We start from the raw sequence: 13,871 nt of genomic DNA on the forward strand, positions 1-13,871 counted from the left end.
TCAAGGGAAGACTGTTGGCTTACAAGCATATGATGATCAACTATTCATTTATTATAACACGGAGTTAATTGTCCAACACCAAATTAGTCAATTAAAAATCAATTACAAGGATGAGCACTACAAAGCTGAGCTCAGCAGAGCTCTTCCATACTATCCTGATATTGATCATCTGGCAAAGAAAAATTTAGAGACAATTGGAGATGTGTATAAAAATGAATAACACCTATCAACAGTTAGTACGAAATTTAGAATATTTAAAGTTAAAGCAAATGATCCAGCATCTAAGTGAAACCATCGATTTTAGTGTTGGAAATCAAGTATCTTTTGTAGAAACACTTGTAAAACTCACAAATTATGAAATTGATGTTCGAGAGAAAAATATGATTCATTCAATGGTAAAAGTGGGGGCATTTCCCCACTTAAAAGAACTAAACCAATTTGACTTTGAATTTCAGCCGTCGATTAATAAACAACAAATTCTTGATTTTATCACTTTACGATTTATTGAGAGAAAGGAAAATATTATATTTTTAGGCCCTAGTGGTGTGGGGAAAACTCATTTAGCCACTGCCATCGGCATAGCAGCTGCTAAAAAGAGAACCAGCACTTATTTTATTAAGTGCCATGATTTACTCCAGCAGTTAAAGAGAGCTAAAATTGAAAATCGTTTAGAAGCAAGATTAAAGCATTATACCAAATATAAACTGCTTATTATTGATGAAATTGGCTATTTACCTATTGATCCAGAAGATGCGAAATTGTTCTTTCAACTTATTGATCTAAGGTATGAAAAGAGAAGTACAATTCTAACAACTAATATCAATTTCAAGTCATGGGATGGAGTCTTTCAAGATTCTAAACTGGCCAATGCGATTTTAGACCGGGTTTTACATCACGCAACAGTAGTAAGTATTGTTGGAGAATCTTACCGAATCAAGGATCATCTTGCGAAAGAAAATGAGTAGAATTTGTACATACTTAAACGATCAAAAGTGTACATACTTAGGTTGACATTTATAGTTTAAGAGGGATTAATTTATTTTTACTGAAATTAGTTTGGTGAAAATGAGAGGGAAAAGGGAAATTTACTTCCCTTTTCAAATTATTGAGATGACTGCAAAATGCAAGGGAAATAGCTTTACAAAAGCTTCTTTTTCCCCCCTCTTAAGTAATGGTATATATTTAAAACTATATCTATCTAAATCTTGACTATATTTAACTGTTAAAGGGTGATTAAGCCCCTTGGATTTTCCTGAACTAATCATTCTATATCTTAGTAAGTAGATACGTAAATTTAGGAAAAAAGTTATTAAAATATTATATAAATTCATAACTTACCTCCTATCTACTTGTAAATAAGATTTTATAAGCTATGAGTCTATTTTATTAGAAACTTCAAGGAAAAATAATAGTTTCGACAAAGATTCTATTAATTTAACAAAATATATAGTTTTTTTCTTTTTGTAATGTCGCTTTAAGTGAAAAAAACAGAAACAAAAGGGTGAATACCTCCTATGATAAAGGATTTAAATGTATATGCTATTAGAGTTTATGTAATAAAAAAATAATAGGTTTTAGATTTGCCTTAAAGCGTGACATAACGTTATGTAGGAAAATACATTAGATAAGTTAGGAGCCAATTGGTTCATCTAACAATCAAACTGGATAGTCTTCTCTACTGTGTAATGCCCAATAAAGCTGAACCAATTGCATTTCATATTTTATATGTTTTCTGTAAAAATAAATGTGTTTTTCTGGATCAATATGTTCGTAAAACTTTGCCAAAGTTCCGTATAAACTTGTTTCTTGAAGAAGTTGAGCTATAGAGAACTAATGCTGTATTTCGCTAAAAATTTATAAAAAAGTCGAGATAACTCGACCTTTCTAACAAGGAATCCTTGAAGGAGGGGCTTCCTTGGTAATATACATTACTAAAAGTTGCAACACGATTTCTTTATGTCGTTGGGATTGACAATTTAAATAAGTGTGATTGAAGAAGTTTCGTTGATTAAAAGTAAATGCATCTCTTTAATTCACGAAATTAAAAAGGACTGCTATCCAATGATAACAGTCAATTAAGAAGAGGATAAATGAGCAACAGTTTCGGTTATTGGAGGTTCCGAAATTATTGACTAAATAAATTTATTATTTGTAATGCTTGTTTCAGAACAAAATAAACAAGAAAATTTAAAGGACACTTCGCTTAAATACTGTACAAGGTCATGATGCAAATACAAGATAATTGGGACAACCTTGTACCTTGTAGGTTAAAGTGTCCAATAGTATTAGTATTATACAAAATATGTGTTAGTTCTTTGAGGTTATGAAAGGAATTCTTTAATAAAATTCTATTAAATATTCTTATCTTTATTGGTTCCTTCAGTAGTTTCTTGGATAATTTCTTTTAATTCATCTGAACCATTAGTCATTATTTGATAAATTTGATCTATTTCTTTTGAGTCTTTTCTTTGATTATTTTCCTTTTCCATAACTAGCCTCCAAATGTTTTGAGATTACAAACCGTCTTATAATTTGGTTGTAATCAGATAAGAAGGGTACAAGGCTATGATATGGACAAAAAGAGGATTTACCTTGTACCTTGTTGGTTAATATAACCAATAGTATTTGGATTATACAAGAGATTGTTAATTCTTTGAGGTGTTAATTTTGGATAAGATTTCTTTGATTTCTGAGGCAGGAATACCTGATTCTAGAGCGTGGAAAAGAAGATTAATCCATTCATTATCTAAATTTTTTATGTCCAAGTTTTTATTCAAATAAATCCACTCCTAAAGTTATGTGTTTATAAATTTAATTATGGGGATTTTGTGAGAAAAAGAAAGACAAAACGATGAAAATTAAAGAAGTTTACAAAATCTTAAACATGAAAATATAAAGGTTTAGTTGTCTCATCTTGCGATAGTAATGAGGGTATTATGAAAAGTAGTGAGAAAAGAAAAAAGACCTAATTAGGTCTGGGATCTTTGTTGAAGAATTCTATTATTTCTTCAACTGTAATACCTATTTCAAGGGCATGTAAAAATAGTTCAGTCCAATCTTTGTCTAACCCTTTTTCTTTTATTAATTCTATTAACACTGTTGACCTCCTAAAATATAAAAATATTTTAGGCAGCTCAGCCATCTTAGTTTAAAACCTTAGACCTGGAGCTTTGCGTCCCTATTTTTCAAAAGGTTTGCCTTTATCTAATTAAACATATATTTATTTTACTACTTTTATTTGATGAATTAAACCAATTAATTAGACAAGATATAAACATTATTTTTCCAAGAAAAATTATTAGATAAAAACAGTTAAAGGAAAAAGCTAAATAAATAAGCCTGGTGGAAACCTGACTTTTTAAAAGAGTGGAGTTATAACCACTCCACAATTGAAGGTATACGTAATTTTCCTTGCTTAGTTAGATTTCGATATTTCACACGACATTTAATAGGTTCAATGAATAAAAACTTGTCATTTTCAGAATGAACTTTATACATGGAATTTAACTTCTTACGATCATTTGGTGGAATAAACTCCATTAATCCAGCGGGTTTACCATCAAGGAATGATAATAATACACCAAATTCATCTTTACGTATTCCAGTAATGTAAACATCTTCATACTGATAATTGATTACTTTTAGCCAATTGTATGAACGTTTACCGATGTCATAAAAAGAATCAGATTTTTTTAACACAATCCCTTCTAAGTCTTGTTGCTTAATCAAATCAAAATAAGCATTAGCATTACCAGGAATCCATTGAACAACTGCAATATTAGGATGATTGGAGGGAATTATTTTATTTAAAAGTTCCTTACGGGAGAGTAACGGAAAGTTATATACCTTAATACCGTTATGTTGAATGACATCAAATACACATTATTGGACACCGTAAGGTACATTCTTTGATCTAAATCGTTCCATTGTAGCTTCAAAGTCAGGTTTACCATTTTCATCTGAGACTAAAATTTCACCGTCAAGAACGGTGCCATTTGGTAAGTCTATTTCAGTTAATTCTGGATATATAGCAGTAACTTCATTGTTATGTCGTGTAAAGATTCGGACCTTATCGCTAAACTTAGTCCAAATGATACGAATCCCATCTAACTTAAGCTCTGTTATATAGGAATCATCATCGAATGGATGATCTGATTTATGCAATAACATTGGTGATATGAACATAAAAACACCTCATAGTAATTTTAGCATTCTATGAGATGTAAATTTACTGGGAATTGGAGTTAATTCTTATTTGATAGAAAATGAAAGGGGGGACCTATTCAGGTCAAAGAGTGTTTATTAAAGAATTCCCTAATTTCTTCAACTGAAATACCTAATTCTCGGGCGTATAAGATTAGATCAACCCATTCTTCGTCTAAACTATTTTCTTTGATAGGTGAAATTACCATATTAACCTCCTAAAATATATATATTTCGGCATATAGCCATCTAAGTTAAAAACACTATAAATAGAGATGTGATTCCTATTTTTTTAGGAGATTTGCCTTTATCTCAAATTAAATATATATCTATAATACTACTTTTTACTGGGAAATTAAACCAAATTAATTAGACAAATTAAAACACCTATTGTTATTTTTTGTCGAACAAAAAATATAAGATTAATAAATAGTTAAAGGAAAAAGTGAACAAAAATAGCCAGGCGTCAACCTGACTATTTAAAGGTTATCAATTTCTATTATTAGTGATTTTACTAATTTTACAGCTGGTAGAGCAAAAAGAATTCCTAGAAAAAACTTCATAAAACCTCCAATATTATTGTTAAAGATTTATAAATAATTCATATAAGAAGAAATTTCCTCTACATAAATAATTCGACAGGGAGGGGTCTTTGTGAGGTTACAAGAATTAAAAATAAACCCTAGTACAATGAGACTAGAGGTTGATATAATGGAACTAAAAGGAAGTTTTGCCATTGTTCTGTGCGAAGGTAAAGCTAAAATAACCGAGTTACCTTCCCATGGTGAAACGAAGATAATCACTCATCAAGGTAAGGTGAAACGCGATAAGTTTGATGAGGGGGAAGCGTTTTGAGTGGATAAATTTCTAATTAAAGAAACTTGTGAAAGACTTTGGAATTGTCTAACTCCAACAGATTGGATACAAATAATATTAATATCAATTGCATTAATTTCAGTAATAATTGCAATAGTTGCAGTTATTTTAACTGAAAAGCAAATTAATAAGCAAAGTGGAGAAATAAATAATAGATATAATTTATTATTTAAAATAAAAACATTTAATAGTATTAAAGGAAACAGTAGGTCTTATTGGTTTGTTATAACGAATGAAGGATTTCCCTTCTATTTTATTAAAAATGTTGAGTGGATAGGAGACGGTCTATCAATTAGTCAACACTTTAAAGGGGATATATCAAATAGGGAAAATAATGAAGAGGTAAAAGAAAATTATGAAGCTTTTTCAATTGTAATCAAGGATAAAAATGGAATAGAGATGGAGGGATATATAAAAATTGATTGGTTAGATATGGAGAATAATGAATACTCAATAAAAACTCAAATAATTAAATTAAATAACGGACAAATAATTAACGATATTGATTTGACTTATCAAAACTTAATATAGTTCTACCAGCCATCTGGAGGACACTGATCTTTACACAGTTTTTCTGTGTTTTGATTGGTGTCCCTTTTTTATATGAATGAAAGGGAGCTGATCAAGTGGAAGATTTAATTTTTGAATATAAACGATCGTTAAAGGAAGTACGGATAATGTACAATACATATAAGAAAATTCCTCCTGAAAAAATAACTGCAAAACAAGCAACTGATAAAAAAATAATCAGCAGGATGATCAGCGATTTGGAATTTACTATTGAGTGGTTAGAAACGGGGCGACAGCCTGGGGCGAAAAGAGGGTATGATCGATGAGATTCTTATAAGAGGATGCTTTTTAAAGATCCGAAGATAATAGAAACATTTAGTAAGGGGATTTATAAGGATTCAGAAGAAAATACTTCTAGTGCTGATAATAGAATTGAGGATGCTTTATCTGTCTTAACAAGTCGTGAGAAGGAGATTTTCTTATTGAACAAAGTGAAATTGTTCTCTTATGAGGAGATTGCTGATATTTTAGGTATTAAAAAATCAACCGTTCAAACACATATAAAGCGAGCTGAAAACAAAATGATGAAGCGTAAAAACGAGAGCCTTTTCTGTTTAGCAAGATGAAGCTCTTTTTGTCATACGTTTGCCACCTATTTATGAGATGGGAAAATTTAATAATGGATTTTATAGCCAAAAACACCCCTTTTGTTTCGTACAATATGCTCGGGGGTTGATAAAATGAATAAATATAAGATTAGTTATTTCCTTGATAATGGTTTTTCAGTATCACAAATAGTAGAATCGGACTCTAGAGAAAATGTGTATAAAAGATTAGCTGAAGAATGCATAATAAATTTTACTGATGAAAATGATGTTTATTTTATTTTAAATATGAACGAAGTTAAGTTAATCAGTGTAATTGAGGTCGAGTCTAAAGTCCAATCACTTTATAGTGTTTTAAATTGAAATGTAGGAAATGATAAGTAATTTAGCAGTAAATAGAAATGGGTGGGACTGCTTCTTAAACACTAAATAGGTATCTTGTCCGAAGAGGTTTTTAGGTAAAAAGAAGGATATTATCTCCTTGTGTAGAAAAATATTATTTGTACATAAAAGGAGGTAATTATATGGCAGTTAACAACCACCAAATATCAATGTTATTAGAAATGGCAGGACGTAGGGCTCTCGAGTTAGGTGGAAGAGGTGGGTTATATGGAGTTATTGATGCAGACTATATTGACAGAGTAGGAAATGCTTTTACTGTTTTAGTTGCATCTTTATCTCCGTATTATAAAAACGCTTCTCCTGAGGTTGCAAGTCAAATTGATTCTTTTCTTGGAAAATTTGCATATCTTGATGAAAGTGATCTTGATAAAGAAACTTATTTCCAAGGTGTTGAAGAGTCTGCAAGAGAGTTAAAGGTATTATTGCAATCATTATATTTTTAGTAAACAAAGCATCCTTCGAGGTGCTTTTTTATTTTCCAAAATAACTCAAATAATAGGGGGTGCAGGTGATGTAGAATGGCTGAAAAATATGTACTTGCTGAAAAAGATTATGTAAAAGGGATGAAATACAAAGACATTGCTGAAAAGTATGAGGTATCTATCAACACGGTGAAGTCTTGGAAAAAGCTCTATGGTTGGAATCGTAAAAGGGGTGCACCCAAAGAAAAAAGTGTGCACACAAAAAAGAGAGGTGCACCTAAAGGGAACATCAATGCAAAAGGCAATAATGGTGGAGCACCTAAAGGTAATCAAAATGCTGTTACTCATGGATTCTTTTCCAAGTACCTTCCAGAAGAAACCTTAGAGATTATGGAAGATATGAAAGAACGTTCAGCTGCTGATTTAATTTGGGATCAAATACAAATCCAATATGCTGCTATTATTCGTGCTCAACAGATTATGTTTGTTAAGAATCAAGAAGACATAACAAAAGAGATTAAAAAGCAAAAGAGCATGGTGTCTGAGGATCAAGAAATGATGGAAACAGAATGGGAAATCCAATTCCCTTGGGATAAACATACTACTTTTCTTAATGCTCAGTCTAGGGCAATGTCTGAATTAAGAAGCCTTATAAAGCAGTTTGATGAATTAACCTCTGCTGATGATGAAAGACGTCTTAAATTGGAGCATATGCGATTAAATATCGAAAAGACAAAAGCAGAGGTAGATAAAATATCTAAAGGTTCTGATGACAAACCAATTGAAATTCTAATCAAACGTAAGAGTAAAGGTGATGGATCATGATCGAAAAAGAGGTCAATCCACACTTTGAAGATTTTTAGTTTGATTGGTCCCAGAAGTTTTATTTCCTTGTTGGAGGCTATGGTTCATCTAAGAGTTATCATGTTGCTCTCAAACTCATTCTCAAGCTTCTTGAAGAAAAAAGAACAGCATTGGTTGTTCGTGAAGTTTATGATACGCATAGGGATTCAACTTTTTCCTTGCTTGAAGAAATAATTACAGATTTGGAATTAGATCATAACATTCGATGTATTAGTTTTCCAATGCAGATACGTTTTCCAAATGGTTCAAAGATTTTGGTGGACCGATTAAGGATTCAATTGCAAGGGCAAGAAGAAGTGTTCAAGCATCGATGACTAGCTTATTACAATCACAACGTGCACAACTTGCTATCGATACGGGGTTAACAAGCTCTGACTTTGGTCGTATTCGCCAAGACATAGGAGCCGAAGTTTCATCCTTTGAAATGCCAGAACCAGTCATCAATGTTTATAACGAGTGGGATGGAGAAAAGGTTGTTTCATATGTGGAAAGAGGGAATGCAAGAAAATCACGTATTACAGATGGATTTGGAGGTAAGTAATCGATGGATGTATTAATTGAAAAACTGAACGGTGAACGTAAAAAGTTCTCTGACCTCAGTCTTATCGTCCGTGACTTTCTTGTAGGAACAGCAGGCGTAAGGCAATATAAGTCAGAGATAACAGGCAGACCGGGAAACATTGACAAAGGTGCTGATTATGGTCCAAGAACTATAACAGTGCCTTTTATGTTTAAAGCAGTGGACTTAATGGATTATCCTCTCTTGAGAGATGAAATATATGCTTGGCTTGGTGGAATAGAAGAGTTTTGGATATATGAAGGAAGATCGTTAGGATTGATGAATTTCGAAGCACCTGGAGAGAAACAAGGCCGTTTTACTGGATTTGAATCAGACATTATTTACGGCAAAAGGTATTTAGTTCGTAGAACAAGTAACTTAGCACCTGATCAAAGAGGATTGTGGGGATTAGATACTATAGAGTTTGAAACAGTTGGATTACCTTTCGGAGAAACCACTGCTACAACTCTCACACCTTTCATTATCGGTAATGGTACTGGTGAAGTTGAGAACAACATATGGACAGTTGGACAAGCTGAACTATTCGGAGAAGAACCACAATATGTTTTTGCTAATCCTACAACTATACAAGTCTATAACGGTGGTACTGAGAGAGTTGATCCAGCAGAAGGCATGTACCTCTTAATAGAATACAGAGGTGCAAGCAAAGATCTAACTTTGTTTAATGATACAAACTGGACAGAATGGAGTTTTTCTGGAAGTACAGTTGAAGGGAATTTACTTGAGATTGATGGTATTGATTCTAGACTAAATGGTTTATCTATTGTGCGTAACACAAACTTAGAATTAATTACACTTGAGCCTGGATGGAACACGATTCAAGTAACAGGAGCCACTAATGGAACATTATCTTTTGATTTTCGTTGGTACTTTAGATAAGGAGTCACATCATGTTAGCGATTAAAGATTTAAACGGTACAGTATACTTGCTTACTGGTGCCTCTAATATTATCCGTAAACGAAGGGTTAATGGTGAGAAGGAATTTTCCTTTAAGCTTGAAAAAACAAAACAAAACGCTCATTTCTTTGATGCCATAGATAAGTATTGGAGATTAATTGATTTTGTAGGTGAAGAATACCCTATTGTTTATTACCGAGATGTGTCAGAGGGTAACAGTTATTCAAGAGAAATAAGCTGCTTGCATAGCTTTTACGATGACATGAGGAACCATTATATCTATGAAATATTTACTGGAACGAAAACATTTGTAGATATGATGAATTTCATCTTTGAGGGATCAGGATACACTTTTAATATTATTGGCTCCTTTTATGCTCAGAACTTTGAAAACTTTGGTGACGACTTTGGACTTGAACTATTTAAAACAGCTTTAGAGAGATACAAATCGGAATTTAAAGTTCAAGGTAAATTCGTTACTCTCCAAGATAAAATAGGTAACACAACAGATTTTCAATACCGTCACAAGTTTAATCTAGAATCAATTGAACGTGAAGTGGATGCACTTGATTTCTCCACTTATGGCGAAGGATTCGGAAAAGACAAATTGCATGTGACTTATCGATCTCCTCTAGCTGATATTTACGGTGAAAGACCTATTAAAGCTATTCGCGATGAACGTTTTACAAATGCTGAGAATCTAAAAAATAAAGTAAAAGAAGCCGTTGATAAAAGTTTGAAGATTTCCTTAACTGTTAAACTCTCTGATCTTAGGGCAAATGGTTATAACAAGAACCATCCGGATGAAGGGGATGTCATCATCCTTGTTGAAGATCGTTTCAATATGAAGGTAGATACTCGTATTGTTGAAATCGTTGAATTACTGGACAAGAAAGGAAAGGTAATAGATTGTGATGTTACTCTTTCTAATTTTAGTAATATATTTGAACAACAACGACGTATGCATAATGCTACAAAGTCGCTGGCAGATGCAATCGAGGGTAAGAGACCTTTGCCTTTTGAAGCACTTGCAATTGCAGTACAGCAGGCAACAATCGCTTTACAAAATGCCCAAACAGAGCTGCAATTCCCAGACAATGGAGGAATTCTCGCTATTGATAAAACCAACCCTAACAAGTTGGTTCTTTTTAATTCTGCTGGAATAGGGATTTCTGATGATGGTGGCCAGACCTTTGAAAATGCCTTAACAGGTTCAGGTCTTGTTGCGGATGTTGTCACAACGGGGACAATAAACACTGCATTTGTTAGGATTCAAGGTGCTACCGGAAAGATGTATATTACAGGAGATCAGTTTAAGTCTATTGATTATGTTGATCCTAGTAAGTATGTCGAAATCGTTCCAGGAATGCTTACAGTAGGAAACGGAGCAATTAAAATTATTCGTCCTGATGGAGCTGTATGGGTAGAAAACGGTGTTCCTAAACAAGATGTTGCAGTTCAAGAAACCTCACCAAAATTCATTGGATACAATACGACAGAACGTGATCGTTATTACAGAACAACTGTTCAAACATATGAAGAGTTAGGAGCTTACAGAACGACTCACGTAGGAAGATATTTGAAGGTTGAAGGATATGCCATTGTTAATAATGGTGATTTAGGATTAGCTGTTCAATCTTATGCAGGCGGAATTAGTTTTTATCAAGTAATGACAATTCACTATGATCCTAATTCAATTGGTGGTACGTTTTTCGAAATGACAATTGATTTAGGAAAACCAAGTTATTCAAGTATTAGGTTTTATATTAAGTTCCGATCAATTGATGCTGCAGAAGAAGTTGGTTGCCGTATTGATGGAGTTTATCAATTTGGCTAAGAGGGGAAAACATGGAAGAAGAAATGAGAATATACGTAAATGTTGATGGAACGGGTAATGTAGTAGAAGGCTTAGGAGGAACAAATCCTAGACCTGACAAGGAATACGCGTTTTTCTTTATTCGGGACAAACTCATTCTTGATAACATTTTAAAATTTAAAGTTGTGATTAACGGATTCAAACCAGATCTCATTTTAAAAGATGGCGAAAGAATAGAAGAAGTGATAGACTCGCCAAAGCCGACTGAACTTTCATCATAGTCTCTCATTTATTGGATTAAGGAGGCGAATTTATGGCAGATGAAATAAAACAATTAGACCTTCATCCAGATGAAATATCTTTAAGAGAAATTAGAAATAACAATAATTCAAATTACCAAAAGATTAACGGTAATTTTACACTTTTAAAGTCGCTTCCACAGCAGGCAGAAGATGCCATAACTAGAGCAGCCAATGCGATAAACGCAGCTAATGAAGCTAAGCAATATGCTCAAACTGCTGAGACAAAAGCAGTTAGTACACAAGCACAACTAGACACAATTATTATAGAAAGTGGAACTTCTGATGCTGAAACATTGCAGGCAAGAACAACAGCTAAGGGTACAACTTATCCTTTATTGAAGGCTCGTCTTGATGCTTCTGAAAAAAAGCTAGATTACTATATAAGTATTGCGGAATATGATCATTTAAAAGTCGCAATAGCTCAAGGGGTTGATTGGACACAAGCCTTTGCACAAGCTCTTCTAGATTTACCTGACAAAGGAACAATCATTTTCCCCCCTGATGACTATTACATTACAAATGTTAGTTCAATAGGAAAAAGTATTTCTTTGATTGGTTATGGTGCAAGAATCATCCAGTTAACAAATTCTACTGTCATTTCTTTAAAAGGCGGTTGGGATACTGCTTATAGCGTGAGTGCCATATCTACCACAAGTTATGATTTCGAAGGTCAAGGTTCTATGAATGTATCAAAGGTAACCTTATCTTCAGTACCAATTTTGGAGAAAGGTGATGTTGTCAGAGTTATTTCTGATGATGAAATCGAAGGGGCGAAAACAACCAGTACAACTGACAAGCGAAGAAGAGGAGAATACGCAATCGTTGGGGATGTTGTTTCAAGTGATGTCTATTTGACAGGGATATTAAGGGAAACCTACTCAACCAATGTTCGACTTGTTAGATTGAAAGATATTTCTTTTAACATTGAGGGAATAACGTTTGATTCGTTGCCTGAAGGTGATACAAATGGATGGAATGCAACTTTAGTTTCGATTAGAGCTGCACAAGATGTATCTATCCATAATGTTAGATGTTTAAGAGGTTATGCGTCATTCTTAACATTAGTTGGTTTATATAGATACACCATATCTGATTTGAAAGTGAAGAATCTGAAAAACAATCCTTCTGGTGGATGTTATGGATATGGCATTAATGATATTTCTTGCGAATATGGAAATGTGTTTTCAAGCCTTTTTATAGATTGCAGACATGGTTATACAACAAATACGAATGATATACCTGCGGGATCAACTGATTTCGAAAGCTATGGAAGAAGTGCAAATACAAATGTAAGTGGATTTGCCCAGGGGTGTTCGAATACAGGTTTTGATACACATGACGAAGCCTTTAATATCAAGTTCAATGACTGTACCTCAGTTGGAAACTATAGAGGCATGGATGCTTCGGGATCTGGATTCAGCGCACGGGGAAGAAAAATAGGATTCAACAATTGTACTGCATTGAATTGTCGATATGGTTTTAATATATTTGAGCAATATCCGGAGTCAACCAAAGAAGTCATTCTAGAAAATTGTAAGGTTATTGGAGCAAGTGATTATGCAGTATATGTAAATAAGACAGGTTCAGGTATAGGGGTAGATAAATTTCGAATTGTCGGGGGAAGTTTTGAGTGTATTGGAGGTTCTCGAATATTCCTTTTTGTAAATGCAGAGGTTAATGTCGAAGGTGCAACACTTATCTCAAAACAAACAGCAAGCTATGTCCGTTTTATTGTTGCAGATAATTCGAAAGTTACATTCAAGAATGTAGATATTGATTTAACAGGTTATGCTTCTTCGAATGGAAGAATCTTTGGTTTATCTAATGCTGCAACTTTAACTGCTGATGATGTTCGTGCTGTTTTTGGAGCAACTACAGGAAACGTAATTATAGAAAGTTTAGATACAACCGCAAATGTTGCAAGGTTTACAAATTTTAAATCAGATAAGAATGTCACAATCTCAAAAGATATCTCAAATTTTTTCTTTGGTTCTAAAGATGAAACAATCCCGAACATGACCATCTATCAAGATGTAACTGCAGATAATCAGATACCTAACATAGCTAACAATGCAAATGACGTTATTTATCTACGTTTAAGATCAACAACAGGAAATTGGACTATGGGTGCTTTACCTGATGGATATAAACGTGGTCAGTTACTTATTATTCGAAATAGTGGTTCGGGAGCGAATACGATTACAATCAGAACAGGATCTACGTATAACGCCATTCTTTATGGGGCAGCAAATAAGGTATTGAGTAATGAACAGGCTATCACTTTAATTTGGGACGGTTCAGATTGGATGGCATCAGGTCAGTAATGAGTAATATATCAAGATGTAGAATAGTGTTTTGGGGGTTAATCATTAATTAAATAGGGTATCTATGAA

At 33.3% G+C, this 13,871-nt stretch carries 15 protein-coding genes, 4 pseudogenes and 1 riboswitch; of the genes and pseudogenes, 14 read left to right on the forward strand and 5 right to left on the reverse strand.

The window, feature by feature from the left end:
• Both WQ54_RS34295 and istB read left to right on the forward strand, forming a co-directional pair.
• Positions 1 to 220: pseudogene (locus WQ54_RS34295) on the forward strand (IS21 family transposase); the annotation flags it as partial.
• Entirely contained in the window at positions 213 to 965 is a 753-nt protein-coding gene (istB, locus tag WQ54_RS15655; RefSeq protein ID WP_046585280.1) for an IS21-like element helper ATPase IstB, read from the forward strand. The pseudogene WQ54_RS34295 and the gene istB, both read left to right, overlap by 8 nt.
• Positions 966 to 1,097: 132 nt before the next feature.
• Here the strand turns inward: istB and WQ54_RS15660 are convergent, their stop codons facing one another.
• The 5 genes and pseudogenes from WQ54_RS15660 to WQ54_RS32720 all read right to left on the reverse strand — a co-directional run bounded on the left by WQ54_RS15660 (position 1,098) and on the right by WQ54_RS32720 (position 4,412).
• The gene (locus WQ54_RS15660; RefSeq protein ID WP_046585282.1) at positions 1,098 to 1,331 is read right to left on the reverse strand and encodes an aspartyl-phosphate phosphatase Spo0E family protein; all 234 of its coding nucleotides are present in this window, start codon (positions 1,329 to 1,331) and stop codon (positions 1,098 to 1,100) included.
• Between the two features lie 1,020 nt (positions 1,332 to 2,351).
• On the reverse strand, positions 2,352 to 2,489 hold the full coding sequence (locus WQ54_RS33660; RefSeq protein ID WP_156177977.1) for a hypothetical protein: 138 nt from the start codon (positions 2,487 to 2,489) through the stop codon (positions 2,352 to 2,354).
• Positions 2,490 to 2,965: 476 nt separating this feature from the next.
• Positions 2,966 to 3,097, reverse strand: a complete 132-nt coding sequence (sinI, locus tag WQ54_RS33665; RefSeq protein WP_197089607.1) for a DNA-binding anti-repressor SinI — start codon at positions 3,095 to 3,097, stop codon at positions 2,966 to 2,968.
• 28 nt (positions 3,098 to 3,125) lie between these two features.
• Positions 3,126 to 3,209, reverse strand: a riboswitch (cyclic di-GMP riboswitch).
• Between the two features lie 163 nt (positions 3,210 to 3,372).
• Positions 3,373 to 4,185 (reverse strand): annotated as a pseudogene (locus WQ54_RS15665) (ATP-dependent DNA ligase).
• A 98-nt stretch (positions 4,186 to 4,283) separates the two neighbouring features.
• Positions 4,284 to 4,412, reverse strand: a complete 129-nt coding sequence (locus WQ54_RS32720; protein ID WP_084822104.1) for an anti-repressor SinI family protein — start codon at positions 4,410 to 4,412, stop codon at positions 4,284 to 4,286.
• 445 nt (positions 4,413 to 4,857) lie between these two features.
• Here WQ54_RS32720 and WQ54_RS15670 point away from each other — a divergent pair, with 445 nt between their 5' ends.
• The 12 genes and pseudogenes from WQ54_RS15670 to WQ54_RS15725 all read left to right on the forward strand — a co-directional run bounded on the left by WQ54_RS15670 (position 4,858) and on the right by WQ54_RS15725 (position 13,802).
• On the forward strand, positions 4,858 to 5,058 hold the full coding sequence (locus tag WQ54_RS15670; protein WP_046585284.1) for an XtrA/YqaO family protein: 201 nt from the start codon (positions 4,858 to 4,860) through the stop codon (positions 5,056 to 5,058).
• Complete coding sequence (locus tag WQ54_RS15675) at positions 5,059 to 5,610, forward strand: hypothetical protein (protein WP_046585285.1); 552 nt, start codon at positions 5,059 to 5,061, stop codon at positions 5,608 to 5,610.
• A gap of 95 nt (positions 5,611 to 5,705) precedes the next feature.
• A pseudogene (locus WQ54_RS15680) lies at positions 5,706 to 6,215 on the forward strand (sigma-70 family RNA polymerase sigma factor).
• A 114-nt stretch (positions 6,216 to 6,329) separates the two neighbouring features.
• Positions 6,330 to 6,557 (forward strand): hypothetical protein, encoded by a 228-nt coding sequence (locus WQ54_RS15685; protein WP_046585287.1) that lies wholly within the window; start codon positions 6,330 to 6,332, stop codon positions 6,555 to 6,557.
• 161 nt (positions 6,558 to 6,718) lie between these two features.
• On the forward strand, positions 6,719 to 7,039 hold the full coding sequence (locus WQ54_RS15690; RefSeq protein WP_046585289.1) for a hypothetical protein: 321 nt from the start codon (positions 6,719 to 6,721) through the stop codon (positions 7,037 to 7,039).
• A 75-nt stretch (positions 7,040 to 7,114) separates the two neighbouring features.
• A complete protein-coding gene (gene terS, locus WQ54_RS15695; RefSeq protein ID WP_046585291.1) occupies positions 7,115 to 7,843 on the forward strand; it encodes a phage terminase small subunit in 729 nt (242 codons plus the stop codon).
• A pseudogene (locus WQ54_RS32725) lies at positions 7,843 to 8,139 on the forward strand (phage terminase large subunit); the annotation flags it as partial. The gene terS and the pseudogene WQ54_RS32725, both read left to right, overlap by 1 nt.
• Positions 8,140 to 8,192: 53 nt before the next feature.
• The gene (locus tag WQ54_RS15705) at positions 8,193 to 8,423 is read left to right on the forward strand and encodes a hypothetical protein (RefSeq protein WP_046585294.1); all 231 of its coding nucleotides are present in this window, start codon (positions 8,193 to 8,195) and stop codon (positions 8,421 to 8,423) included.
• A 3-nt stretch (positions 8,424 to 8,426) separates the two neighbouring features.
• Positions 8,427 to 9,341: a phage tail domain-containing protein gene (locus tag WQ54_RS15710; RefSeq protein WP_046585296.1), complete on the forward strand. Its 915-nt coding sequence runs from the start codon at positions 8,427 to 8,429 to the stop codon at positions 9,339 to 9,341.
• A gap of 11 nt (positions 9,342 to 9,352) precedes the next feature.
• Positions 9,353 to 11,197 (forward strand): phage tail protein, encoded by a 1,845-nt coding sequence (locus WQ54_RS15715; protein WP_052737818.1) that lies wholly within the window; start codon positions 9,353 to 9,355, stop codon positions 11,195 to 11,197.
• Between the two features lie 11 nt (positions 11,198 to 11,208).
• The gene (locus WQ54_RS15720; protein WP_046585298.1) at positions 11,209 to 11,457 is read left to right on the forward strand and encodes a hypothetical protein; all 249 of its coding nucleotides are present in this window, start codon (positions 11,209 to 11,211) and stop codon (positions 11,455 to 11,457) included.
• A gap of 32 nt (positions 11,458 to 11,489) precedes the next feature.
• Positions 11,490 to 13,802, forward strand: coding sequence for a hypothetical protein (locus WQ54_RS15725; RefSeq protein WP_046585299.1), 2,313 nt, complete (start codon positions 11,490 to 11,492; stop codon positions 13,800 to 13,802).
• Positions 13,803 to 13,871: the final 69 nt, after the last annotated feature.

Origin of the sequence: Bacillus sp. SA1-12, from assembly GCF_000981385.1 — a bacterium.
GTDB lineage: Bacteria > Bacillota > Bacilli > Bacillales > Bacillaceae > Metabacillus.